This is a genomic window from Flavobacterium sp. KBS0721 (genome assembly GCF_002007065.3).
Taxonomy (GTDB): Bacteria; Bacteroidota; Bacteroidia; order Flavobacteriales; family Flavobacteriaceae; genus Flavobacterium; species Flavobacterium piscis.
In genome coordinates, this window is sequence record NZ_CP042170.1 from 5802192 (window position 1) to 5827705 (window position 25514).

The window sequence follows — 25514 nt, forward strand, 5'->3', positions numbered from 1 at the left end:
TTATTTTATAATGAAAAAGATTTCAAACCTATTATTTATACTCATGAGCTGTATATTCAGTACAGTTTATAGTCAAAAAGAACAAAAAAAATTATCTGATTATGTACATCCAAACATAGGAACAGCCCATAGCCGATGGTTTTTTTATACTCCCGCTGCTGTACCTTTTGGACTGGCGAAATTAGGCCCTTCTACCAATGCCCATATTGGTAATGAACATGGCTGGGAAGCAACAGGATATGATGACCGTGACACCTCAATCGAAGGTTTTGCCTGTCTGCATGAATTTCAGGTTGGAGGAATTGTTCTCGCACCTTCTGTTGGCAAATTACAGACAATTCCGGGAACTCTTGAAAATCCGGACGAAGGATATCGCTCCCGATTTGACAGAAAAGACGAATATGCTACTTCCGGATATTATTCGGTTCTACTAAAAGATTATAAGATAAAAGCAGAACTTACCGCTGCAAAAAGAGTCGGTTTTCAGCGTTATACTTTTCCAAAATCAAACGAATCTCATATTATATTTGATATCGGAAACAGACAAGGCGAAAGCGGTGCAGTAAAAGAATCAAAAGTAACCATGACCAAAGATGGCCGCATAGAGGGTTATGTAATTACTACTCCGGAATACGTAAAAAAATATCAGGCAGGTGCCGAAGTGGCCATGTACTTTTCTGCCGTTTTGGATAAAAAACCAAAGACCTTTGGTGTATTCAAGAAACAAGAAACACAACCTGACAAAAAAGAAATTTCGGGAATTGGAGCTGGTTTATATTTAACTTTTGACACGAAAGAAAATGAAACAATTACAGTAAAAATTGGTCTGTCGTATACTTCAATTGCAAATGCCAGATTAAATCTCGACACCGAGGCAAAAAGCACCAATTTTGATAAAGCAAAAAAGGAAGCACTTGCTACCTGGAATGAATATTTAGGAAGAATCACTGTTGAAGGTAAAAATGAAACCGATAAAATAAAATTTTATACTGGTCTATATCATGTTCTTTTAGGAAGAGGATTGTACAACGATGTGAATGGAGCCTACCCTATGAATAACGGGCAAATTGGTCAAATTCCATTAAATAGTGACGGAACTCTTAAACACAATTGTTACAATACAGATGCAATTTGGGGAGGATTTTGGAATTTAACCCAATTATGGGCTCTCGCCTATCCGGAATATTACGCTGATTGGATACAAGGACAACTACTGGTTTACAAAGATGCCGGCTGGCTTGGAGACGGACTTGCAAATAGTAAGTATGTTTCCGGCGTTGGTACTAATTTTACAGGTTTGGCAATTGCCTCTGCGTACAATTCAGGTATCCGAAATTTTGATGTAGCATTAGGTTATGAAGCTGCCTTAAAGAACGAAATTACCTGGAAAGACAGAATTGAAGGTGCAGGAAAAATGGATGTAAAACAATTTATAGAACATGGCTACTCACCACAACTGGACGACATAGGTTTTAATACCGTAACAGAAGGCTCCGGATTTTCAGCTTCGCACACATTAGAATATTCATACAGTGCTTTTGCAGTAGCACAATTTGCTAAATCATTGGGAAAAACCAAAGATTATGAACAACTAATAAAATTATCCAAAAGCTGGAAATTGTTGTATGATAAAGAGACTAAATTTATTCGCCCTAAATATGCCAACGGAAAATTTGTTGATAATTTTGATCCTTCACAACCATGGAGAGGTTTTCAGGAAGGCAATGCATGGCAGTATACTTTTTATGTTCCTCATGATATAGATGAATTAGTGGCAACACTGGGAAAAGACACCTTTAATGACCGATTGGAAACTATTTTTGAAAAATCTCAAAAAAACGTATTTGGCGGCGGTACTAAGATTGATGCATTTGCAGGATTATCAGGATTTTACAATCACGGAAATCAGCCCAACCTGCATATTTCATGGCTGTTTAATTTTTCAGGAAAACCTTATCTCACTCAAAAATGGGTACATGCCATTTGCGATGAATTTTATGGAACAGAAGGAATACACGGTTATGGTTACGGACAAGACGAAGATCAGGGACAATTAGGTGCCTGGTACGTAATGTCATCTATAGGTTTATTTGATGTTAAAGGCCTAACCGAAATTAATCCGTCATACCAAATAAGCAGTCCGTTGTTTGATAAGGTAAGTATTAAATTACCTAAGTCATTAAACAGAAAAGATTTTACAATTGAAGTGACTAATAATTCTAAAAAGAATGTTTATCTGCAAGAAGCCGCTTTCAATAATACAGATTTAAAAAATTTAAAAATAAATTTGGATGAGATAAAAAAAGGCGGGGTCATGAAAATGACTGTTGGCGATAAACCAAGTCAAAAATGGTCTAACTAATTTTATTTACTAATAAGAACTTAAATAATAAATCATGCAAAAAGAGCACACTATTTTTAAACTCTTACCAATTTTACTGGGATTTTTTATCATGGGATTCTGTGATTTAGTAGGTATTTCGGTTACCTACGCACAATCTCAATTCAATTGGAGCGAGACCCAAGCCGGTTTTTTACCCTCTATGGTTTTTTTATGGTTCTTCATATTATCAATTCCCGCTGCAATGGCAATGGACAAATACGGTAGAAAAAATCTAGTTTCAGTGGGGTTGCTTATTACATTAATAGCTACTGTTATTCCTGTGGTTTCTTTTAATGAAACAAGCTGTTATATTACCTTTATTTTATTAGGAATAGGCAACACGATTTTACAAGTTTCATTAAATCCGTTGCTTACAAATATTGTCAATGGTAAACAACTCACCAGCTTTATCACTGGAGGACAATTTATTAAAGCAATCTCCTCTTTTGCAGGACCATTATTAGTTGGTTATTTTTCTTTAAAATATGGATCTTGGGAGAAGAGTTTTTACATTTATACCCTAATTACTTCTATTTCATTGGTCTGGTTATTTTTTACCAAAATAGAAGAAGTTTCATTTGAAAAGAAAACGGCCAGCTTTTCAAAAACAATTGGTCTGTTAAAAGACAACAATATTTTATTGTCATTTCTCGGTATTCTGTGTATTGTTGGTCTGGATGTAGGCATGAATACCGTAACGCCAAAACTACTAATAGAAAGAGCTGGTTTAGCCAAAGAAGCTGCCACATATGGTTCAAGCTGGTATTTTGCAGCCCGTACAATTGGTACCGTATTTGGTGTTCTTTTATTGAGTAAATTCTCTGAGAAATCATTTTTTAAAATCAATATGATTGTAGTACTGTTGGCATTAACAGGCTTAATTTTTGTGCAAAATCAATCTCTAATTCTCTTATTGGTTTGCATAATTGCATTTGGGTCATCGAGCATTTTTGCTGTAATCTATACTTTAGCCATAAAATCACAGCCAGCCTTAACAAATGAAATATCAGGATTAATGGTAACCGGAGTCGCTGGAGGAGCAATAATTCCTCCTTTAATGGGATTTGCAACAGATTACATTGGCACTCAGCAAGGTGCCGTAGGCATCATTATTTTATGTGCTGTTTATCTCGTTTATTGCTCGTTTAAACTAAACAATTCAGTAATACAAGTGAAATAAAATAACTGACAAAACGCGTGAAAAAACATTTCGGATTCCGGATTTAATACTGGAAGCTTTATAAAAATTTATTACTTTTTGCTTTAAAAAATCTTCAATTATAATTTATAGTTGGAGATTTTTTTTTAGAAAAAACTCAAAATCATTCGTTATAAAACGAATAAAATGTATTTTTGCTGCCGAAACAAAGAAAATCAAATCTTGAAGAAGTTTATTATCATAGTACTTTCTTGTATGCTTTTAGTGCCATCATTTGGCAGTTTCTTTGTTTATACCTCTTTCAAATTAAATCAGGACGAAATCTCGAAAACTATTTGTGTACAGCGCAAAATGCTTTTTAACTCCTGTAACGGCCGTTGTGAACTTCAAAAAAGTTTAAAAAAATACGCCGACAATGAAAAGAAAATGCAAAACAATCTCAAAGAAAAAGTAGAGGTTGTTTACATTCAAAATACAACTACAAACGAATTCAAATTAGTGAGTCCAATAGCCTCTCAAGTAGCATTTTTTGCTTCTTTAGATCAAAAACCTATTGCTGTTGCGACAACTACTTTTCGACCTCCATCCTATTTTATATAATTTTTAAAATCACATTTTCAAATTAGTATTGAGATGTATTTCGTTGTTCGCCAAACAACGAAACCGTGTTTACGCACATTTTAAATTTAAAATTATATAAAATCATAAAATGAAAAGACATTCCAGCAGGAGATTCCGCAAAGCTGGTTTGACAATTCGTACCGTTAGGCACCAAATATGGCTAGAAAATATCAATTGAAATAAATTTAGCGTGCCATAGTTACGCTACAAAACGATAATTATGGCGTACCTACGGCACGCCAACGAATTTCAAATCAAAAACGCTACCAATATTTTTTACCTAAAGGTACATTTCAACTTTTAATTTGCGTTAAAAATAAAAAAACACAAAACAACGAAACAAGCTTTGAAAAAAATCATAATCATATTTCTTTCCTTTATGCTTTTGATGCCATCATTTGGCAGTTTCTGCGTTTATACTACATTCAAATTAAATCAGGATGAAATTTCGAAAACCATTTGTGTGCAGCGCAAAATGCTTTTTAATTCCTGTAATGGCCGTTGTGAGCTTCAAAAAAGTCTTAAGAAATATGCTGACAACGAAAAAAAAATGCATGATAACCTGAAAGAAAAAGCAGAAGTCATTTATATTCATACTATTTCGTTGAGTAATTTAAAATTAGTTGTACCAATAACTACACGAAAAGCCATTTTTGCTTATTTCGATAAAAAACCAATTTCGGTTTCAAACGCTACCTTTCATCCACCATCTTACTTTATATAAATTTTAGTCCCGCTTTTCAATTCTTTTGAGAAGCCTTTCCCGTATTCTGCCAAGAGAATACCGGTTGATTTTTTAAAATTTATATCATTTAAAATGAAAAAAATATCCCTCATCCTATTACTAATTATAGGACAATGTGTCGCAGCTCAGAATAAAACAGAAAAAGACACAACAAAATCTCAGGAATTGGAAAATGTTTTTATAACAGCCAATCGTACAGCCACTTTACGCAAAGAAACTCCGGTTGCAATAAGCAAAATCACGGCCAAAACAATCAACGAAACCAAAGCTACGGCGGTTTACGAAATCATCAATAAAACACCGGGAGTACTAATGGTGAATTTAGGAAATGAGCAGCACATGATGTCTATTCGTCAGCCAATGACCACCAATGCTTATTATTTATACCTCGAAGATGGTTTGCCAATTCGCCCAATGGGAATTTTTAATCACAATGCTTTACTGGAAATTAATCAGTTTAATTTGCAAAGTATCGAGGTCGTAAAAGGCCCTGTTTCTTCACTATACGGACCTGAAGCGGTTGGAGGAACTATCAATTTGATTTCGCTAAAACCACCAGTTGATCCGGAATTTAAATTTGGTGTTCAGGGCGATAATTATGGTTACAGAAGATTTCAGGCTGCCGGCGGAGCAACAATTGGCAAAGTTGGTTTTCATATTGCGGGAATTTCCAGTTTGCAGGAAAATGGCTGGATGGCGTATTCTGATTACAATAAAGACAATCTGAATGCGAGGATCGATTTCAACATTTCTCCTTCTACCCGATTGATCAGTAACACGATGTACGGAAAATATTATTCTGACATGAGCGGAACGGTTAACGAAGATGCTTTTAACAACAGAACATACAAAAGCACTTCTAATTTCACGTATAGAAAATCTGATGCTTTACGAACGCGATTAACATTAGAACACGATTGGAACAGTAATTCGAGCAGTTATATTACAGGATATTTACGTGATAATAAACTAGGCCAAAATCCTTCGTATGGAATCAGATGGAGCCCAACTGTAAATCCTACAACGGCAAAAGGCGAAGTAAATTCGAATAACTTTAAAAGTTATGGGGCGATTGGACAACATACTCAGAAGTTTGATTTTTTAAATACCAAACTTGTTGCGGGTGCTTTATACGATTATTCTCCAGTAACCTACTGGTCGTATGTTATTGATCTAAAGGCCAATTTGAATCCCGGAGAAGCGGGAAAACAAACCGTTGATTCTTATGAAATCATTGCACAGCATCCGGACTCAAAATTAGCCGATTATACTGCAGACATTTATAACGCTGCAGCTTATGCGCAAGTAAGTTTTAACCCGATTGAAAAACTGATTCTTACGGTTGGCGGGCGTTATGACAATATGAAAGTGAATTATGACAATGCTCTTGACAATTCTACCGGAAGTAAACTTTATGATAAAGTAACCTTTAAAGCCGGTGCCAATTACAATCCAGTTGAGTTTGCCGGATTTTATGGCAATTATTCACAAGGTTTTGCGCCTCCCGGAATCACTTCTATTTTTAGAACAAAACCCGGAACAGGCGGAACAACTGGCGTTCCTGCAGATTTTTATTATAATCTGGAACCTGCCACTTTCAATAATTACGAAATTGGCGGCTGGCTTTCTTTCTTTCAAAATAAATTAAATTTTGATTATGCTTTGTATTATATGGAAGGTAAAAATGAGTTACTAAACATTAAACTCGCTGATAATTCAACTGATTATCGTTCGGCTGGAGAAACACGTCATAAAGGAATTGAGTTTGGCGCTTCGTATCGTCCTTCAAAACAATTCAATATTCGTCTGGGCGGAACTTACGCGCAACACACTTATATCGATTTTAAACTTTCGGACAAACCAAGCGACCCTGTTCAGGATTTAAACGGAAAAGAAATGCCTGCAGCACCCAAATGGTCCGGAAATTCTGAGGTAAGTTATTATCCAAACTGGCTTCCAAATCTTAGAACTTCTGTAGAATGGCAGCTTGTGGGAAGCTATTACCAGGATCAGATAAATACTGTAAAATACAGCGGATATAATATATTCAACGCCAGAGTGGGTTATCAATGGAAAAAAATTGAAGTATACGGAAACGTGCTTAACCTAACGGATAAATTATATGCTTATAATGTTTCGAGAGCCAATACAACAAATGCTCAACCTACTTACACAGCAGCGGCACCAAGAACATTTGTATTTGGAATACAGTATAATTTTTCCTTAAAAAAATAAGTTTTTGCCACAGATTAAAAGGATTAAAAAGATTAAGGAAGTTTAATTTTTGAACCATTAAGATATTAAGTTTCATTAAGCTTAACTTTTCTTAATCTCTTAATGGTTAAAAAATCTTTTTAATCCTTTTAATCTGTGGCAAAAAAAATGAAGCAAATCATAAATACTCAAAATATGAGCAAAGAAATAAATCAAGCCAAAAAATCTAAAAAGAAAGATTCTAAATTTGTCAGGAAAGTCAAACAGCACATGTACAAATGGCACCGTGTGATTGGGTTAATTACCATTATTCCGTTAATTTTCTGGACACTTTCAGGATTGATGCATCCGTTTATGGCACATTTTTTTAAACCTGAAATTGCACACGAAAAACTCGAAACGCAAGTAATTGATAAAACGCAATTGCACTTTTCGATTCAGGAAGTTTTACAAAAAAATGAACTAACGCAATTCAAAAATTTCAGAATTGTCACTTTCAACAATAAAACCTATTATCAGCTAAAAACTATAATTGGCGAACTTTGGTATTTTGATACAGCAACAGCCAAAAAACTGGAAAACGGAGATCAAAAATATGCGGAATGGCTTTCGCGTTATTTTCTGGACGATCAAAAAAGCGCAGTAAAAAATAGTGAAGTTGTAACCGAATTTACTTCGCAATACAAATATGTCAATCGTTATTTGCCGGTGTACAAATTAAGTTTCGATCGCCCTGATGCCATGCAGGTTTATGTAGAAACATCTTCTGGTAAATTGGCCACTTATAACCCAACATCAAGACAAGCGTTTATCTGGTTCTTTGATACTTTTCATAACTGGTCTTTTATCGATGCCATTTCAAACAATAGTATCCGAATCATTACGATGATTTTCTTATTGTCAATCATTGGCTTTTCTGCCTTGAGCGGAATTTTAATTTATGGTTTACTATGGAAACAATTTAAAAAAACAGATAGTTTAGCTCCTAAAAAAGGCCTAAGAAAATACCATCGTCAAATTGGAATTTGGGTTTCGCTTTTTACTTTGACATTTGCTTTTAGCGGAGCCTATCACGCCACAACAAAATGGAATCCGTATACTTTATCGCAAATGGTTTACGAACCAACATTTGTAACCAAAGAAATTCCGGTAGCCAGTAATAATCTGGATTTAGACTGGAGCCGTTTTCAGAATGCGAGTATTATTTCTTTAAACGACACCACATATTTCCGTTGCGAATTGCTTGAAAAACAAAAATTCAAAACATCGAAATCAGATTCTAATGCAAAATGGAATAAAAAAGATGATCCAAAATCTGAGGTAATTTATATTAATGCTGCAACCAATAAAGTTGTGCCAAATCTGGACTTTAAATACGCTGAATTTCTAGCTTATTATTTTACAGATGGAGCGCCTAAACTTGCTTGTTGCGAAATGGATCAAGGTTCAGATGAACCTCATGTTTCTTTAGAAAACGTAAAATTATTAGACTCTAAACTCTTAACCGATTTTAGCAGTCGCGAATATGGCTTTGTCAATAAAAGATTGCCGGTTATAAAATTGGCTTATGACACGCCGGAAAAAACAACGTATTTTATCGAAACTGCTACTTCGAGATTGGCAGCTGTCGTTAAAAACTCTGATATGGTAGAAGGTTATTCTTTTGCTATTCTCCACAAATTTTTATTTATGGATTGGGCAGGGAAAAACATTCGTGATCTGACAATGGTTGTAGCTGCATTAACCATTTTGATTGCTAGTATTTTAGGATTTATTTTGTTTTTGAAGAAATAGCTTCAAAGATACTAAGGCGCTAAGTTGCTAAGGTTCTAAGTTTGACAACTTGTGTGAATTTTACTCAAAATTTCTCGCAATCCGATAGCTATCAGGAGCGAAGCTGCAAAGTTTTTTTGCATAGCCCCTAGCTTCAGCTAGGGGAATACGATTTAAATAGAAAAAAGGCTTTAGCCAAACTTTATTGGTTTGGCTAAAGCCTTTTTTTTTTCCGTTAATATTTTCATCCAGCTAAAGTTCAATTTCATTAATTTAAGAAAAAATCTACAAAATTACTTAACCGTTTAATCAAGAAAGTAATTTTAAAAATCCGTTTTTATCAGCGTTTTCGCTTTAGCGAATCAGTGAAATCAGCGTCTAATTTTGACGCGGATAAAACAGATTTACTTCGTAAAAACGCGGATAGAAACGGATTTGATTTGTAATAATTTGATTTTATAAAGGATTAACTTAATGACATTTAGCTTTAACTGGACGCTATTTAATCTTACTTTTTAAAATAAAACTTTGTGACTTTGCGAGATTAAATCTACAATTATTACTAACCTGTCAAACACAAACTATATTCTTAGCAACTTAGTAACTTAGCCTCTTAGCAACTTATCTAGGATTCTCTTCAAAATAGCGCGCCTCAATTCGTTTAATATCTTTAATCGAATTTTTAGCCCATGCCAAACGTTTCTCCAAAATTTCTTCTTCGGATAAATGCCAGTTGATATCTGATTTTTGTAATCTGTTGGTGAGGTTTTGAATGATGATCGCGGCAGAAACAGAAATATTCAGACTTTCTGTAAAACCGACCATTGGAATTTTAAGAAAACCATCTGCTTTTTCGAGAATTTCTTCTGACAATCCGTCTCTTTCTGTTCCAAAAAATAAAGCACTTGGTTTTGTAATATCGAAATCCTCCAGCAAACAATCATTTTCATGAGGCGTTGTGGCAATAATTTGATATCCCTGATCTTTTAAAGTCGAAATACAAGTCGTAACAGAATCAAACTGATTAATGTCTACCCATTTTTGAGCGCCCATTGCAATTTCTTTATCAATCTTCTTTCCGTAACGCTGTTCGATAACATTCAGTTCCTGAATCCCAAAAACCTCACAACTACGCATAACAGCGCTTGTATTGTGCATCTGAAAAACATCTTCTACAACAACCGTAAAATGCTTGGTACGATTTCCGAGTACTTTTAAAAATTTTTCTTTGCGGTTATCAGTCAGTATATTTTCAAGGAAAGCGAGGTAATCTAAATCAATCATTTTATTTGTATTTGCCGCAAAAATACACCATTATTAAAACAGAAAGAAATTTCAACTCCATTTTCAACTCTATCAATACGCAACTACGCTGTTATTCAATTTTTCATGCAAAACATCGAGCCTCGAAAAGTCGATCTGCAAAGTTTCTTCTTTAAAATGATCTCCGGCAAAAACCGCGCTTTCATTTTTAGAATGTCTTTTTAAACGATCGTACATTTTGTTACCTTCATCATTAGAATAATGCACTTTTATAAAGGCTACGAATTTTTCAACAACAGCTTTCATTCCTTCATTATAATTGAGCATTACAACGTTTTGATCTGTTTTGTAAAAATCAAGAAATCCCTGAAAATATTTTTCCAATACCAAGGCGCCATATTGTTCAAAACTTACTTCATTAATCTCCTTAGGAGAAATACCAAAAACGTTAGAAGGCAATACATTTGGAACCATATGCATTCCCATCATTTTCTGATGTGATTTTAAAACTTCTGTTGGATTTCTATAAAGTAAAGCAAAAGGCATTTCAGGAAAAATGGATCTTAAATACGAAGCCTTAAAAATATGCCAGGCATCAAGTTTTATGATTAAATGCTGTTGTTCGGGAAATCTTTTTTGTCCCAATAATTTTATTATTGAATGTATTAGCATTGTTTTTTTATCCAAACTAAAAAGATCGCTTCTTAAAATTTGATCGATAATTGGCGCTTCAGAAATCATTATATTTTCTGAAGAACTCGCCAAAGACTGGCTCAACATTGTAGAACCGCATCTGGAGACATGAAAGACCAATGATTTTAGTTCGACCGAAATCAGTTCATTAGACCAATCTATAAGATTTTTTACCGTACTTATTACTTTAAATGGCTTTGAATTATAAGGATGACTTTTACACTTTGCAAGCGTTTCATCAAAAAACGGATCGGCATATTTTAGGTCTCCCAAATAAATCCATTCAAAATAAATTTCATTGTCTTTTTCGATTAATGTAACAGGAATCCAGTTGAAAAGTGGATGATTTATATTTTCCATTTTACGATTTTATTTTTATTGCAGATCTGCAATGATTTTAGCTCCGGCTTCTGATGGATTTCGGGAAAGCTCAGCAATAATCTGCTGTTTTACTTCATCTGAATATTGATTCTCCTTTGGTGATTCATTTACATCAAAACCCATCTTAGTAAACAATTCGTCAGACCAATCATTTCTTATACAATCAAGTGTAAAATGAATACGTGGTTCAGTACTTTTATTTTCTACACTATGCGGAAGCTGAAAATTGGCATACCAACATTCTCCCATTTTCATAGGAACATGTTTTTTATCTACATAAAAAAACACATTATCGTTGGTTACAATAGGGATATGAATTCTAAAAAAACCATCTTCATAAGAAGTATCATTATCTACATGTTCTTTAATTTCACTTTGGGGATCTAATCGAAGTAATCTGACAGCTTCTTTTTCGCATTGAAACCAATCCATAATTTCTTTAAAATAATGACAGCGATCCAGTAAATTAGTATTTAAGTATTCTTTGTTTGGAAAAGAGGTAATATCATTTACCAAACCCGATTGCGACCTGAGGGAAACGCTTGTCCAGTTTCCTTCGTATCGATTGGTATTAAAATGTGGTGTCCACAAATCATTTTCGCATATTACAAGATCTTCTTGCAATTGATCTATTGAAAAAGAAACCGGAAGTTTACTTGAAGAAGGATTCATATACTGTAAAAAATTAAATTATTCAGATAAATTTTTAATAATGAAATCATATAGTTTATTAGTGGAAAAAACTTCCGTTTCCAGATCTGTTTTCAGTACTAAATCTGCATGGCACGGAATTTCGAAAACATCGCTTATTCCTGTAAAATGATTAATTTTATTAATGTCGTGATCCGGCAGCAAAGCTTTCTTATACAATCCTTTTGGATCTCTTTTGATAAGGTTGGCTATCGAACAATCTAAATATACCGTTCTCACAAATTCATACGTTCTTAACTCGTTACGCAGATTTTCATAAGGATTAATGACTGACATTAAAACAATTGTATTTTCTTTCACAAAATTTTGTCCTACCTGAAACAAACGTCTGATATTTTCGTATCTGTCTTCTCTCGAAAATCCTAAATCACTACAAATAGTTTTACGATACACATCTCCATCAACGATCTCGACACTATAACTTTTATCCGCTAACAAATGGCGAACATTCTGAGCCAATGTTGTTTTGCCTGAACCTGATAATCCTGTAAACTGAATTAAAATCATTGAAAGTTTATTTTACTTTACTCCACAATAAAAATAAGCCTTTTGTAAGACTCTTACAATAAGTATAATTACGCTTTTTTTCCTGTGAAAAATCAAAGTTAAAATGTGCCCTTTAGGCACATAATATTGGTAGACATCAGATTCATGATATTGATTGGCGTGTCGTAGGTACGCAACAAAACGATAGCTATTGCATACCTACGGCATGCTAAATTTATTTTAATTCTTTTTCTATCAATATTAAGTGCGTAATGGCACAAAATATTGACTTTAACTTTTTTATTCCCATAAATCACTATTTTTATCCTTCAATTGAATAATAATGAAAAAGAAATTGGTTGTTTTAACCGGAGCCGGTATAAGTGCCGAAAGCGGTATTAAAACTTTTCGCGACAGCGATGGTTTATGGGAAGGACATGATGTGATGGAAGTGGCGACACCTGAAGGCTGGAGAAAAAATCAGGAGCTCGTTTTGGATTTTTATAATAAAAGACGTCAGCAGCTAAAAGAAGTAGAACCTAATTTGGGTCACAAAATCTTAGCCGAATTAGAGCAGGATTTCGATGTACATATTATTACCCAGAATGTAGATGATTTGCACGAACGTGCCGGAAGTACAAAAGTTTTGCATTTGCATGGAGAATTATTAAAAGTACGAAGCACGCGAAATCGCGATTTAATTCTGGATTGGCCGGATGATTTATATACGGGCGATCTTGATGAAAACGGACATCAGCTTAGACCTCATATTGTTTGGTTTGGCGAAGATGTTCCGGCACTTGAAGAAGCTATTGAAATTACAGAAAACGCAGATTATTTTGCCGTTATTGGTACTTCATTACAAGTTTATCCTGCGGCGGGATTAATCTCTTACACGTATAGTATTACGCCTGTTTTTTATATTGATCCTAAACCAATTTCAATTCCCAATATTCAGAATAAAGTCGAAGTTATTGCTAAGGTTGCCTCTGAAGGTGTTGCGGAATTAAGAGAAAGATTATTTGAAATAGAAAAAACACCATGATATTCGAAAGCTGGTTACAGCAATTATCTCAGTTCAATTTACTTAGTTTATTTTTTTTCTTTTTAATCGAAAATTTTATCCTGATAATTTTTTCTGTTATTCTGGCAAAAATAATCGAATATGATAATACCAAATTAAATAACAGAGATCGCAAGTGGGTACTGTCAACCTTGATCTGCAATACCCTTATAACGCTGCTGGGTTTTGAATTATATCATTTTGGGGTTATTAAAATAGATTTTTCGCCCTCATTTTTTTCAATAATAACAGACACTTTATTGTTGATTGTTGTAATGGATTTTTTTATGTTTTGTTTCCATTTTCTGGCGCATTATTTAAAATGGTTTTCCCCTATTCACCAACTTCATCACACGCATGTCGAAACAAGCGTTTATAGTTTGTATGTGCTGCATCCTGTAGAAACTTTAGGATTTGGCATTATCTGGTTATTATCGATTACAGTTTTAGACTTTAATTATCTTAGCATTATTATTTATCTTATTTTAAATCTCATGTACGGAATATTTGGTCATTTAAAAAAAGATCTCTTTCCTGATTTTTGGTATAAAAATTATGTTACAAAATGGATATCTACAACCAAATTTCATTCTGATCATCATAAAAATGAATCGCATAATTTTGGTTTCTATTTTACCATTTGGGATAAAATTTTCAAAACAATAATTTAATTTATTAGTTTCTATCATAATAACTCTTCGGTAATTTTCAGAAGTTTTAACAATAGCTTATATTTGTGCCTTTCGAAAAACAACATAACAATGACTACTTTAAACGAATTGAATGCTATATCACCAATTGACGGACGATATAGAAGTAAAACCCTTTCATTAGCACCATTTTTCTCTGAAGAAGCTCTAATAAAATACCGTGTATTAGTTGAAATTGAATACTTCATTGCCTTGTGCGAAGTACCTTTACCACAACTTGCAGATGTCAATCCAAATTTATTTGACAGCTTACGCGATATCTATAAAAATTTCTCTACAGAAGATGCTCTTTGGATAAAAGAAACGGAGAAAGTAACCAACCACGACGTAAAAGCGGTAGAATACTTTATCAAAGATGCTTTTGAAAAAATAGGCTTATCTCAATACAAAGAGTTCATTCACTTTGGTCTAACGTCTCAGGATATTAACAATACTGCTATTCCTCTTTCTACAAAAGATGCGTTTGAGCAGGTTTATATGCCATCGTTAATTTCTTTAATTTCTAAACTAAAAGAATTAAGCGTAGAATGGAAGGACATTCCGATGTTGGCACGTACGCACGGACAACCGGCTTCTCCTACTCGTTTGGGTAAAGAGATTCTGGTATTTGTAGAACGTCTTGAAGAGCAAATGCGTTTGTTATTTAATATTCCGTTTGCTGCTAAATTTGGTGGTGCAACAGGAAACTACAATGCACATCATGTTGCTTACCCACAAATTGACTGGAAGAAATTTGGAAATAAATTTGTTGAAACAGATCTTGGTTTACACCACTCTTTTCCAACCACTCAAATAGAACATTACGATCATTTTGCTGCATTTTTTGATGCTCTAAAAAGAATCAATACCATTGTAATCGATTTAGATCGTGATATCTGGACGTATGTTTCGATGGATTATTTTAAACAAAAAATCAAAGCGGGAGAAATTGGATCTTCGGCAATGCCTCATAAAGTTAACCCTATTGATTTTGAAAACTCAGAAGGAAACTTAGGAATTGCAAATGCTATTTTTGAACATTTGGCAGCTAAATTACCGGTTTCAAGATTACAACGTGATCTAACTGACAGTACTGTTTTACGTAATATTGGTGTGCCAATCGGACATACTATTATTGCTTTTGAAGCTTCTCTAAAAGGTTTAAACAAATTGCTTTTGAATGAAGGTAAATTTGCTGAAGATTTAGAGAGAAACTGGGCTGTAGTGGCTGAGGCTATTCAAACTATTTTACGTCGTGAGGCTTATCCAAACCCTTATGAAGCTTTGAAAGGTTTGACAAGAACAAATGAAGCTATTGATAAAAAAGCAATTCATAATTTTATTGCAACCCTGGAAGTTTCTGATGCTGTCAGAGCTGAATTAATGGCAATAACTCCTAGTAATTACGTAGGAATTTAAAGAAAACCTAAAATATTTTCTCAAAAAAAGCTATCTTTATCGAGATAGCTTTTTTTTTATTTAAACCAGGAAATAGCCCAGATTACTTCACTTAACTTTTATTGTCTTAGGAGTTCAGTGAATTTCATTTGAAATGAAAAGCTGGATTAACCTCCTTAATATAAAATACCACTTTATGATTGCCTTAAGCGCCGCTGCAGAGACTACACACCACCTACAACCACTTATTAGCGACTTGGGATTAATCCTGATGACCGCCGGAATTGCCGTTTTGATTTTTAAAAAAATGAAGCAGCCTCTGGTTTTAGGATATTTAATTGCCGGATTTTTAGCGGGAAACCATTTTGATTTTTTCCCGTCTATAACTGACATGAAAAGTGTAGAGGTTTGGGCAGAAATTGGGGTGATCTTTTTATTGTTTAGTCTGGGGCTCGAATTTAGTTTTAAAAAATTAATGAAAGTTGGAGGAACTTCCTCGATAACCGCCATTACCCAAATTTTATTCATGACGCTCATTGGTTATTGTGTTGGGCAATGGATGGGCTGGGGCAAGATGGATAGTATTTTTCTTGGTGCCACACTTTCAATTTCATCAACAACCATTATTATTCGGGCATTTGATGAATTGGGTGTTAAAGGAAAAAAGTTCGCCGGGATTGTTTTTGGCGCCTTAATTGTCGAAGATATTGTTGCGATTTTAATGTTGGTTTTATTATCGACAATTGCCGTTAGTGATCAGGTTTCAGGAGGCGAATTATTACAATCTGTTTTAAAATTAATATTCTTTCTGATCATATGGTTTTTGGGTGGAATTTTTATTATCCCAACAATCCTTAAAAAAGCAAAACATCTTTTGACGGATGAAATGCTGCTGATTATTTCCCTGGCACTTTGTTTAATGATGGTGATGTTTGCTGCCAATGTAGGCTTCTCTCCTGCTCTTGGGGCCTTTATTATGGGTTCTATTATTGCAGAAACTACTCAGGCAGAAAAAATCGAGCATTTGATTCAGCCTGTAAAAGATTTATTTGGTGCCGTTTTCTTTGTATCAGTCGGGATGTTAATCAATCCGGAAACATTGGTTACTTATATGTTGCCGGTTGCGCTGATAACACTGCTGACTATTTTCGGGAAAGCATTTAGTTCTTCTATCGGTGCTCTGTTATCTGGTCAGCCGCTTAAACAATCTGTGCAAACGGGTATGAGTTTGGCGCAAATTGGTGAATTCTCTTTTATTATTGCGACTCTTGGTATGACGCTTAAAGTAACGAGTGATTTTTTATACCCAATAATTGTGGCCGTGTCTGCCATTACCACTTTTACAACTCCGTTTTTAATTAAATATTCTGATCCTTTTTCAGGATATTTGGAACAGAAACTTCCTAAAAAATGGATTAAAAATATCAACCGATATAGTGTCAATGCACAAGCGATAAAATCGGTTAGTACCTGGCAAATTGTGCTTCGTGCTTCGATCACACAAATCATTTTACACACTATAATTATTACGGCTATCATATTATTATCGGCTAAATTTGTGGCGCCTTTAGTAGCTGATACCCGTTTTGGAAATACGTTGGCCGCTTTGATTACCCTTGTCATAATTGCTCCTTTTTTATGGGCGCTTTCGTTACGCAGAGTAAAAGTTACTGAAGTCGAAGAATTATGGGAAGAACGAAAATATCGCGGTGCGCTTTTGATGCTTATTTTAATTAGAATGAGTCTTGGGTTATTTTTCGTTGGATTTTTATTGAATATTTTCTTCTCGCCTTTGGTTGCTTTTGTTGCCCTGATCATTGCCATTGGAGCCTATCAGCTATTTCCTAAAAAATTAAACGAGCAGTATCATAAAATTGAAACTCATTTTTTAAAGAATCTAAACGATCGCGAAAACAAAAAAATCGACAGAAGATACGCCAATTTAATGCCTTGGGATGGCCACATGTCTATTTTTGATATTGGTAAAGAATCAAATCTTGCGGGTAAAACTCTGGAAGAATTACGCATTCGTGAAAATATGGGAATCAATATTGCATTTATTCGTCGTGGTGAAATTACAATTCCTATTCCCACTAAAAATGAACGCTTGTTTCCGGGCGACGAGATTTGTGTTATTGGTACAGATGAACAAATTTCAGAATTCACCAAATATTTACAAAATGAGGTTGAGGCTGCTAACAACTCGCAGGAATCTGATATTGTGCTGCGCCAGTTAGAAATTTCGAATGATGATTTTATACAAAAAAGAATTGGCCAGTTTAGAGAAAAAACCGGTGGTCTTGTTGTGGGAATTGAAAGAAATGGTAATCGAATTTTAAACCCGGAATCACATTTGACTTTAGAAAAAAATGATATTATCTGGGTCGTTGGAGATAAAAAACGAATGAACGAACTTATGAAGAAAAGCGTTGCCGTTGAGTTATAGACTAAGATGCTAAGGGGCTAAGACACTAAGATACTGATTTTTTTTCTCAACAATCTTAGAATCTTAGCCCCTTAGTATCTTAGTAACTTAGAACCTTATTTATTAGGTTGCGGCGTCATTCGCAAATAAGGTTTGATTGGTGTATGCCCTTTTGGAAATTTCGCAGGAATATCACTATCAGGAACCGCTGGTGTAATTACAACATCCTCTCCGTCTTTCCAATTCGCCGGAGTTGCTACACTATAATTTGCAGTTAATTGTAAACTATCGATAACACGTAACAATTCTTCAAAATTTCTTCCTGTTGAAGCCGGATATGTTAGTGTTAACTTTATCTTTTTATCCGGTCCAATAACAAAAACCGAGCGTACCGTAAATTTCTCGCTTGCATTTGGATGCAGCATATCATATAAAGTTGCTATCTTTTTATCTTCGTCAGCAATGATCGGAAAATTAACGGTTGTATTTTGGGTTTCGTTAATGTCTTTTATCCACAATTTGTGAGACTCTAAACCATCAACGCTCAGCGCTATAACTTTTGTATTTCTTTTTTTAAATTCAGGAACATAATTGGCAACTGTTCCTAGTTCAGTTGTACACACAGGGGTAAAATCTGCAGGATGCGAAAATAAAACACCCCAGGAATCGCCTAACCATTCATGAAAATTAATTGGCCCTTCGGTTGTTTCTGCATGAAAATCTGGAGCAATATCTCCTAATCTTAATGTTGACATAATTATATTTTTTTAGTTCATCTAAAATTAATCAAAAAAGACATAAGGAAAACACGATTTTTTTAAAAAAAAGTTAAAATTCTATTTTTCCTATCTAGTTAATATTTATAACTAAATAAAGCTTACTATAAAGTACCAAATGGCAAGTGTTACAAAAGAAATTGGGATTCCAAAACCAATCATCATACTACTTAACTTGGGCTTCAAACCATAAGTCGAAGCTAAAATTGCACCTGTAATCATGGGGGCCATCGCCATTTCCATAATCGTTATTTTAATGGCTTCAGAATGTTGGTTGAAAACAAAAACATACAAGACAAATATAACAGAAGGCGTCACAATAAGCCTAAAGAAAAGTCCTAGTCTAAGAAATCGCCAATGCTGACTTTTTCGATCAAAAGTAAGCTGCAATCCCACCGAAAGTAGTGCAAGAGGTGTTACCAAACTTCCGATTTTTAATAATGCGGTTTGAATATTTACATCTAAATCATATTGAAAGACATTCATTAAACAAGCCACCACAAAAGTAATAAAGGGCGGAAAAAAGATGATTTTTTTGAAAATACTAAAAGCATCCGGACTTCCTTTTGAATAAAAAGCAGCTACAAAAACACCCAAGGTTGAAACCACAACAAAAGTTCCGGGCTGATCGACAAGGATGGCCGTTTCTAATCCTTTCTTTCCATATAAAGCTTCGATAATGGGATATCCCAAAAAGGATGAATTACTTAATCCTGCTGTCAGAACCAAACAGCCAATGAGTTTATTAGACCAGCCTAACCTTTTTCCTAAAAAATGAAAAAATACAAAAGCCAGTATAAAACTAATCCATCCTGAGGCTATTGGAAATAATAATTCGTTACTCCACTTTATTTTAGGAATGTGATAAAAGGTTATTGCCGGTAAACAGATATAGATTACAATTTTATTTAAAACCTTATAAATATGGGTTGGAAATTGCTTTATATGCTGCAAGACCAAGCCAAGGGCAAGAAAGAAAAATATAAGGATAAAATTGTTCATGGCGCAAAAGTATCAAAAATAAGAATTTAAGGATCTAAAATGTTTTACCTACCATAATCCTTTTTCAATTTTCTCATTAATAATCGCACTCCGTTTACTGTAGATTCATTAAAAGAATTGGTAAAAATAATATAACCTATAAAATCTCTTCTATCAATGGCTGCAATCGTATAATACGTTCCAGCGGTTCCGGAATGTGTTGAAAAATCTTTATTATCCTCATAACTGTTAAACCATCCTAAAGAATATCCTTCAATTCCTTTATGAATAAAATGATAAGTACTTGCTTTTAAATAATTATCGTGCCCCTGAAGCCCTTTAATATTAAGCTGAATAAATTTAATATAATCGGTAAGTTTGATATTAATATCACCTGCAGGTTCTGTGTAATCTAAATGATAATCTGTGTTTGAAGGAACTGGAATTAATTTATTGTTTTCGAATGAATGTCCCCAGGTATCTTTCGCAATTTGATTTTCTGGCCAGGAGAGCTTCACATCAAGTTTTAAATCTTTATTAAATACCTGATCTATTAATTGCTCCCAACTTTTTCTGGTTACTTTTTCGAGCATCATAGTCGCTAAAGTATAACCTGCATTAGAATAGATATATTTATGGTCCGAATCAATTTTGGCAAGATCCAACGTTAATACAAATTTACCAAACTGATTTCTCTTTTCCTGATTCGTTCCTTTAAAATCAGGAACTGCAGGGTCATTTTCTCCCTGAAAAGGCTGAATTCTCGCTTGATGAGATATTAGTTCTTCAAGCGTTATATTGTAATAGTCGGGTTTTGAGGTTTTCTTTAAATCCGGAAAAAGATTAAAGAATTTAGTACTCCACTTTAGCTTACCTTTTTCAACATATTTGGCAATTACAAAAGCTGTCATAGCCTTGGTATTTGAACCAATATGAAATCGATCATTTAAAGTCGCAGCGTCTTTTAAATCAACCGAATGTACCCCTAATGCATTTATTTCTAAAATTTTATCGCCAGAAACTACAGCATAACTCAGTTCCGGAATAGCATTCGATACCCTAATTGAATCTGCATATTGTACATGATTTTGTGCAAACATGCAAGTAGACAATGTATAGAAAAAGATAAAAATGATTTTAAATTTCATCTAGATAAATTTAAAGTGTTAATAATCAAATACAAATCTAATATTTATAAAAAAGCAGTGTGTTTAGAAATCATTTTATTTTAAGAAACTGCCACTGTTTTATAGAAAAATTAATTTTTCGTTAAAATCTTTTTTTATTACCGTAAACCTAACTACATTTGTAACATATTTTATTACAGTATGATTTCAGGTAAATTTGCCATAACGATTCACATTCTTACTTTGCTCACAAAATTTCCAAATGATTATTTGTCATCTGAGTATATTGCAGGAAGCATTAATTTGAACCCTGTTTTGGTTCGAAAGGAAATTGCGAATCTAAAAGCCAATCATATTGTAGAAAGTAAAGAAGGAAAAAATGGCGGGACAAAACTGTCTGTTGATCCTTCGAAAATCACATTAAAAGAAATTTTTGAAATGACTTTTGAAACCATTGGTTTAGGTTATGCAAAAAATCAGCCTAATCCGGATTGTCCGGTTGGTAAAAAAATCAATCAAAATTTAAGTGCTTTATACGCTGATATGAATCAAAAAGTGAGTTTACAATTAGAAGGAATTTCTCTGGAAGATTTTTCGAATCAATTCTAAAAGTATTTTTTTACACAAAACTGTAACATTTTTTATTACTAATAAAATTTATATATTATGAAAATCGCAATTATTGGAGCTACAGGATTTGTAGGCTCAGCCATTTTAAACGAATTAGCAAGCAGAAATCAAGACATTACTGCTATTGCAAGAACCCCAAAAGACACATCAAATGCAACATGGAAAAGTGCTAACATTTTTAACGTCGATGCGTTGGCAGAAATTTTAAAAGGACACGATGCAGTTATCAACGCTTATAATCCAGGATGGACGAATCCTAATATTTACGATGATTTTATTGCGGGATCTAAAGCGATTCAGGAAGCGGTAAAAAAATCGGGTGTAAAACGTTTTATCACGATTGGTGGTGGCGGAAGTTTATTTGTCGCGCCAGGTTTACAAGCGGTTGACACTCCTGATTTCCCTAAAGAATACCACGCCGGAGCAACAGCAGCAAGAGATTATCTGAATATCCTTAAAGAAGAAAAAGAACTAGATTGGGCATTTTTTAGTCCTGCTTTCGAAATGCATCAGGGAATTACAACAGGAAGAACCGGAAAATATCGTTTAGGTTTGGACAATCCTGTTTTTAACGACGAACAAAGAAGTATTCTTTCTGTAGAAGATTTAGCAGTTGTTATTGCAGATGAAGCTGAAAATGCAAAACACCATCAGGTTCGTTTTACTGCGGCTTACTAATTTTTATTTAAGCCACGAATTTTACGAATTACCACGAATCCTTTTTTTTATTCTAATTCGATAGGGATAATAAATTCGTGAAATTCGTGGCAAACTAACTTTTTGAAACTGTTTTTGTTTTCTGTACTTTTACAGTACCAAAAACAATATTTTGTCAAGTTCCAAAAAACAATCCAGCAGCTTACACGAAAAAGCCGGAATTTCACCTCCTGAAATCACCAATGTTGCTGCTATACATCAAATTAAAAAAAACAGAAGACAACAACCCTCTTCTACCGAATTGATTGATGGAATTTTAAATAAAAATATTACCTCACTTAGCAGGGCCATAACTTTGGTCGAAAGCACGAATCCAGAACATGCTATTAAAGCAAATGAAGTCATTAATGGCTGTTTACCTCATGCCAATAAATCGATCCGAATAGGCATTACGGGAGTTCCCGGAGTGGGAAAAAGTACTTTTATTGAAGCTTTTGGAAGTTATCTGACTCAATTAGGCAAAAAAGTGGCTGTTTTGGCAGTTGACCCCAGCAGTTCGCTTTCGCACGGAAGTATTTTGGGCGACAAAACCCGCATGGAAGAATTGGTAAAGGACGAAAATGCTTTTATAAGACCAAGTGCTTCAGGAGATACTTTGGGCGGAGTTGCACGCAAAACCCGCGAATCGATTATTTTATGTGAAGCCGCAGGCTTTGACACTATAATTATTGAAACGGTTGGCGTTGGACAAAGCGAAACCGCTGTTCACAGCATGGTAGATTTCTTTCTACTTTTAAAAATTTCCGGTGCCGGCGATGAGCTTCAGGGCATTAAACGCGGTATCATGGAAATGGCCGATGCCATCGTCATCAACAAAGCTGATGGTGATAATGTAAAAAAAGCAAATCAGGCAAAGCTGGAATTCAACAGGGCTTTGCATTTATTTCCTCCAAAAAAATCAAACTGGCAGCCAAAAGTTACTACTTGCAGCTCTATTACAAAAGAAGGTATTTCGGAAATCTGGGATACAATTTCGAGTTATTTTGAGCAAACTAATCAATCCGGTTTCTTCCAGGAAAAAAGAAAAGAACAAAATCATTTCTGGATGATGGAAACCATAAACGAACAACTTAAACTGAACTTTTATAATCAGCCTGAAATTATTTCGCGATTGGAACAAAACAAAAAAGCAGTGCAAAACGATGAAATATCACCTTTTGCAGCTGCTCAGAGTTTACTTAAATTATATTTTAAAGATACTAAGTGACTAAGGTTCTAAGCTGCTAAGATTTCTTCTTTAAAGTAAATAACTTAGAACCTTAGTAACTTAGCTACTTAGAACCTTTTCTTAATTTATATTTATTCTCTTTATATAAATTTCCTGCTGTAATTACATGCGCCAAAGCATCTTTTGCTAATTCTTCATTTAACTTTACCGGAACTAAAGTTGTATCATTTTTGATTTCGAATTGCAAAGGTTTCAAATTGGGCTGCATGATGACAACCTGATTTTCTACACGGAATGCATTGATATCGTTAAACTGCATAATAGATCTTCCTTGTGTTTTTGTATCTAGTTTATTTAGATTTCTTCCTACCATTGGTGTTTCAAACGAAAGACCTAAATAGCTCAATAATGTTGGCGGAATATCAATTTGACTTGCTAATTTGCTATATGAAGTTCCTTTTGGAACTCCTGGTCCTATAATCAAAGCCGGAATATGAAACTTATTAATTGGCACTAAATTTTTTCCGTATGTTCTTGTGTTATGATCCGCAATTACAATGAAAATAGTGTTTTTGAAATAAGGTTCTTTTTTTGCCATTTCGAAGAATTTCCCAATAGAAAAATCGGCATATTTCATGGCATTGTTTACCGTTGCAGGTTTTGCATCATAAGGTTTAATTCTTCCCGCAGGATATTCAAAAGGTTCATGATTTGAAGTCGAGAACATTAAAGAAAAGAATGGTTTATCTCCTTTTGCTTTAAAATAATTGTTGGCTTTGGTTACTAAATCTTCATCAGAATAACCCCAGGTTCCTTTGAAAGCATATTTGTTTCCATCAGAATCAAAATCTTCCTGATCTACAATATCCTGAAAACCATTTCCGTTGAAAAACGAAGCCATATTATCAAAATTCGCCATTCCGCCATAAATAAAACTGGTGTCGTATCCTTTTTGTTTTAAAGCTTCTGCCAAGGTAAAAAATCCTTGTTGCGAGTTTCCTAATTTCACTACGCTTTCTGATGGTGATGGCAAAAATCCGGTTACAACTGCTTCGATTCCGCGAACGCTTCTTGTTCCGGTACAATATAAATTGGTAAACAATAATCCTTCTTTCGATAATTTATCAAATTCAGGCGTTAATGGTTTTCCTCCTAAAATTCCAACATATTCAGCACCTAAACTTTCTTGTAGAAAAATAACCAGGTTGTAAGGTTGCTTCAAAACTGTATCGGGTTGTTGTACATGTAGAAACGGAATTTCGGCATCTGTAAAATCATTTGGTCCGGCAATCATATATTTTTTTACACGAGCAATTGCTTCGGCTTCATCCATTTTACCGTACATCTTGGTGTTTCCTTCATTTTTAATCGAATAAGCTGCAAAAGCTACCGTATAAAATGAATTTAATCCCAGAGTATTTGTCAATTGATCTGTTGAGAAAACAGCGTTACTGGCATTGATTGGGCGTTTTGAAGTAAGACTTGAACGTGCTCCAAAAAACAATAAAAATGCTACTAATGGAAAAAGCATTAGTTTGAATTTATATTCAGCACTTGTAGTATAGAAATATTTCTTTCCTTTTTTGAAAGCAAAATAAATCACAACTCCTAAAATTATAAAAGTCACGATAATCGAAGTTAGGTAACTTTTAAGAAGCATTCCAACAACTTCTTTAGGATAAATAAGATAATCTAAGAAGATCTTGTTTGGTCGCGTGTCGTATTGTTTTACGAAATCCGGTGAAGCCAATTCTACAAAAAGAATCAGGAACAGAAATATAAAACTATATATTACCAAAAAATTATTGGTAAACTTCAGCCATTTATTCGGTAGAAAAGTAATTAAAACAGCCGGTAAAAATGATAAATAACACAATAATATCAAATCCATTCGAAGTCCGATTGGGAAAATGTACCAGAAATCCGGTGTTTGCACTACTCTCTCTTTAAATATAAAAAATAAAAAGATTCGGCTTAAAGTAGTAATTAGCAATCCGATTGCTATGAAATTAAAAATGGGTTTTAAAAAACTTAATTTTTTCATTTTATCATTAAAGTTAATTTTTGGTGGAAACAGAGATTTAAATAAAAGTATTTTTAATCACTTTATT

21 protein-coding genes are annotated in these 25514 nt (G+C 34.1%); 13 read left to right on the top strand and 8 right to left on the bottom strand.

What is annotated here, in order from left to right:
• Positions 1 to 10 precede the first annotated feature (10 nt).
• From B0M43_RS24065 to B0M43_RS24090, 6 genes are all read left to right on the top strand, one after another.
• Positions 11 to 2362, top strand: coding sequence for a GH92 family glycosyl hydrolase (locus B0M43_RS24065; RefSeq protein ID WP_078005709.1), 2352 nt, complete (start codon positions 11 to 13; stop codon positions 2360 to 2362).
• A 34-nt stretch (positions 2363 to 2396) separates the two neighbouring features.
• Positions 2397 to 3563, top strand: a complete 1167-nt coding sequence (locus tag B0M43_RS24070) for a sugar MFS transporter (RefSeq protein ID WP_078005710.1) — start codon at positions 2397 to 2399, stop codon at positions 3561 to 3563.
• Between the two features lie 201 nt (positions 3564 to 3764).
• Positions 3765 to 4142, top strand: a complete 378-nt coding sequence (locus B0M43_RS24075; RefSeq protein ID WP_246860173.1) for a hypothetical protein — start codon at positions 3765 to 3767, stop codon at positions 4140 to 4142.
• A 367-nt stretch (positions 4143 to 4509) separates the two neighbouring features.
• Positions 4510 to 4887, top strand: a complete 378-nt coding sequence (locus tag B0M43_RS24080; RefSeq protein WP_246860174.1) for a hypothetical protein — start codon at positions 4510 to 4512, stop codon at positions 4885 to 4887.
• Positions 4888 to 4980: 93 nt separating this feature from the next.
• Entirely contained in the window at positions 4981 to 7143 is a 2163-nt protein-coding gene (locus B0M43_RS24085; RefSeq protein WP_078005713.1) for a TonB-dependent receptor, read from the top strand.
• Positions 7144 to 7290: 147 nt separating this feature from the next.
• Complete coding sequence (locus tag B0M43_RS24090; RefSeq protein ID WP_246860175.1) at positions 7291 to 8916, top strand: PepSY-associated TM helix domain-containing protein; 1626 nt, start codon at positions 7291 to 7293, stop codon at positions 8914 to 8916.
• A 600-nt stretch (positions 8917 to 9516) separates the two neighbouring features.
• Here the strand turns inward: B0M43_RS24090 and B0M43_RS24095 are convergent.
• The 4 genes from B0M43_RS24095 to cysC all read right to left on the bottom strand — a co-directional run bounded on the left by B0M43_RS24095 (position 9517) and on the right by cysC (position 12450).
• Positions 9517 to 10179 (bottom strand): RNA methyltransferase, encoded by a 663-nt coding sequence (locus B0M43_RS24095; protein ID WP_078005714.1) that lies wholly within the window; start codon positions 10177 to 10179, stop codon positions 9517 to 9519.
• A 72-nt stretch (positions 10180 to 10251) separates the two neighbouring features.
• Complete coding sequence (locus B0M43_RS24100) at positions 10252 to 11211, bottom strand: sulfotransferase family protein (RefSeq protein WP_078005715.1); 960 nt, start codon at positions 11209 to 11211, stop codon at positions 10252 to 10254.
• A gap of 15 nt (positions 11212 to 11226) precedes the next feature.
• Positions 11227 to 11904, bottom strand: coding sequence for an aspartyl/asparaginyl beta-hydroxylase domain-containing protein (locus B0M43_RS24105; RefSeq protein WP_078005716.1), 678 nt, complete (start codon positions 11902 to 11904; stop codon positions 11227 to 11229).
• An 18-nt stretch (positions 11905 to 11922) separates the two neighbouring features.
• The gene (gene cysC, locus B0M43_RS24110) at positions 11923 to 12450 is read right to left on the bottom strand and encodes an adenylyl-sulfate kinase (protein WP_078005717.1); all 528 of its coding nucleotides are present in this window, start codon (positions 12448 to 12450) and stop codon (positions 11923 to 11925) included.
• A 322-nt stretch (positions 12451 to 12772) separates the two neighbouring features.
• On the opposite strand from cysC, the gene B0M43_RS24115 reads away from it, so the two are divergent.
• The 4 genes from B0M43_RS24115 to B0M43_RS24130 all read left to right on the top strand — a co-directional run bounded on the left by B0M43_RS24115 (position 12773) and on the right by B0M43_RS24130 (position 18025).
• Entirely contained in the window at positions 12773 to 13474 is a 702-nt protein-coding gene (locus B0M43_RS24115; RefSeq protein WP_078005718.1) for an NAD-dependent deacylase, read from the top strand.
• Positions 13471 to 14163 carry a sterol desaturase family protein gene (locus B0M43_RS24120; protein WP_078005719.1) on the top strand — a complete coding sequence of 231 codons (693 nt, stop codon included), beginning with the start codon at positions 13471 to 13473 and terminating at the stop codon, positions 14161 to 14163. The genes B0M43_RS24115 and B0M43_RS24120 overlap by 4 nt, the downstream gene beginning before the upstream one ends.
• A 90-nt stretch (positions 14164 to 14253) precedes the next feature.
• Positions 14254 to 15600, top strand: a complete 1347-nt coding sequence (gene purB, locus B0M43_RS24125) for an adenylosuccinate lyase (RefSeq protein ID WP_078005720.1) — start codon at positions 14254 to 14256, stop codon at positions 15598 to 15600.
• Between the two features lie 175 nt (positions 15601 to 15775).
• Entirely contained in the window at positions 15776 to 18025 is a 2250-nt protein-coding gene (locus B0M43_RS24130; RefSeq protein WP_078006150.1) for a cation:proton antiporter, read from the top strand.
• A gap of 95 nt (positions 18026 to 18120) precedes the next feature.
• On the opposite strand, the gene B0M43_RS24135 is transcribed toward B0M43_RS24130, so the two are convergent.
• The 3 genes from B0M43_RS24135 to B0M43_RS24145 form a co-directional block, all read right to left on the bottom strand.
• Positions 18121 to 18759 (bottom strand): peroxiredoxin, encoded by a 639-nt coding sequence (locus B0M43_RS24135; protein ID WP_065451270.1) that lies wholly within the window; start codon positions 18757 to 18759, stop codon positions 18121 to 18123.
• Positions 18760 to 18870: 111 nt separating this feature from the next.
• A complete protein-coding gene (locus B0M43_RS24140; RefSeq protein WP_078005721.1) occupies positions 18871 to 19782 on the bottom strand; it encodes an AEC family transporter in 912 nt (303 codons plus the stop codon).
• Between the two features lie 44 nt (positions 19783 to 19826).
• Positions 19827 to 20909 carry a serine hydrolase gene (locus B0M43_RS24145; protein WP_078005722.1) on the bottom strand — a complete coding sequence of 361 codons (1083 nt, stop codon included), beginning with the start codon at positions 20907 to 20909 and terminating at the stop codon, positions 19827 to 19829.
• A gap of 180 nt (positions 20910 to 21089) precedes the next feature.
• Here B0M43_RS24145 and B0M43_RS24150 point away from each other — a divergent pair, with 180 nt between their 5' ends.
• From B0M43_RS24150 to meaB, 3 genes are all read left to right on the top strand, one after another.
• Positions 21090 to 21497, top strand: coding sequence for an Rrf2 family transcriptional regulator (locus B0M43_RS24150; RefSeq protein ID WP_078005723.1), 408 nt, complete (start codon positions 21090 to 21092; stop codon positions 21495 to 21497).
• A gap of 57 nt (positions 21498 to 21554) precedes the next feature.
• The gene (locus B0M43_RS24155; protein ID WP_078005724.1) at positions 21555 to 22196 is read left to right on the top strand and encodes an NAD(P)-dependent oxidoreductase; all 642 of its coding nucleotides are present in this window, start codon (positions 21555 to 21557) and stop codon (positions 22194 to 22196) included.
• Between the two features lie 151 nt (positions 22197 to 22347).
• The gene (meaB, locus tag B0M43_RS24160) at positions 22348 to 23442 is read left to right on the top strand and encodes a methylmalonyl Co-A mutase-associated GTPase MeaB (protein WP_078005725.1); all 1095 of its coding nucleotides are present in this window, start codon (positions 22348 to 22350) and stop codon (positions 23440 to 23442) included.
• A gap of 64 nt (positions 23443 to 23506) precedes the next feature.
• Here meaB and B0M43_RS24165 read toward each other — a convergent pair whose 3' ends face one another.
• Positions 23507 to 25447: an LTA synthase family protein gene (locus B0M43_RS24165; protein WP_078005726.1), complete on the bottom strand. Its 1941-nt coding sequence runs from the start codon at positions 25445 to 25447 to the stop codon at positions 23507 to 23509.
• Positions 25448 to 25514 lie beyond the last annotated feature (67 nt).

Bases quoted from the DNA above. Each gene is read 5' to 3' on its own strand.
- B0M43_RS24090 (WP_246860175.1), top strand. From the start codon at position 7,291: ATGAAGCAAATCATAAATACTCAAAATATGAGCAAAGAAATAAATCAA.
- B0M43_RS24105 (WP_078005716.1), bottom strand. From the start codon at position 11,904: ATGAATCCTTCTTCAAGTAAACTTCCGGTTTCTTTTTCAATAGATCAA.
- B0M43_RS24115 (WP_078005718.1), top strand. From the start codon at position 12,773: ATGAAAAAGAAATTGGTTGTTTTAACCGGAGCCGGTATAAGTGCCGAA.
- purB (WP_078005720.1), top strand. From the start codon at position 14,254: ATGACTACTTTAAACGAATTGAATGCTATATCACCAATTGACGGACGA.
- B0M43_RS24150 (WP_078005723.1), top strand. From the start codon at position 21,090: ATGATTTCAGGTAAATTTGCCATAACGATTCACATTCTTACTTTGCTC.
- B0M43_RS24135 (WP_065451270.1), bottom strand. From the start codon at position 18,759: ATGTCAACATTAAGATTAGGAGATATTGCTCCAGATTTTCATGCAGAA.
- B0M43_RS24145 (WP_078005722.1), bottom strand. From the start codon at position 20,909: ATGAAATTTAAAATCATTTTTATCTTTTTCTATACATTGTCTACTTGC.
- cysC (WP_078005717.1), bottom strand. From the start codon at position 12,450: ATGATTTTAATTCAGTTTACAGGATTATCAGGTTCAGGCAAAACAACA.
- B0M43_RS24095 (WP_078005714.1), bottom strand. From the start codon at position 10,179: ATGATTGATTTAGATTACCTCGCTTTCCTTGAAAATATACTGACTGAT.
- B0M43_RS24085 (WP_078005713.1), top strand. From the start codon at position 4,981: ATGAAAAAAATATCCCTCATCCTATTACTAATTATAGGACAATGTGTC.
- B0M43_RS24155 (WP_078005724.1), top strand. From the start codon at position 21,555: ATGAAAATCGCAATTATTGGAGCTACAGGATTTGTAGGCTCAGCCATT.
- B0M43_RS24065 (WP_078005709.1), top strand. From the start codon at position 11: ATGAAAAAGATTTCAAACCTATTATTTATACTCATGAGCTGTATATTC.
- B0M43_RS24140 (WP_078005721.1), bottom strand. From the start codon at position 19,782: ATGAACAATTTTATCCTTATATTTTTCTTTCTTGCCCTTGGCTTGGTC.
- B0M43_RS24070 (WP_078005710.1), top strand. From the start codon at position 2,397: ATGCAAAAAGAGCACACTATTTTTAAACTCTTACCAATTTTACTGGGA.
- B0M43_RS24130 (WP_078006150.1), top strand. From the start codon at position 15,776: ATGATTGCCTTAAGCGCCGCTGCAGAGACTACACACCACCTACAACCA.
- B0M43_RS24165 (WP_078005726.1), bottom strand. From the start codon at position 25,447: ATGAAAAAATTAAGTTTTTTAAAACCCATTTTTAATTTCATAGCAATC.
- B0M43_RS24120 (WP_078005719.1), top strand. From the start codon at position 13,471: ATGATATTCGAAAGCTGGTTACAGCAATTATCTCAGTTCAATTTACTT.
- B0M43_RS24100 (WP_078005715.1), bottom strand. From the start codon at position 11,211: ATGGAAAATATAAATCATCCACTTTTCAACTGGATTCCTGTTACATTA.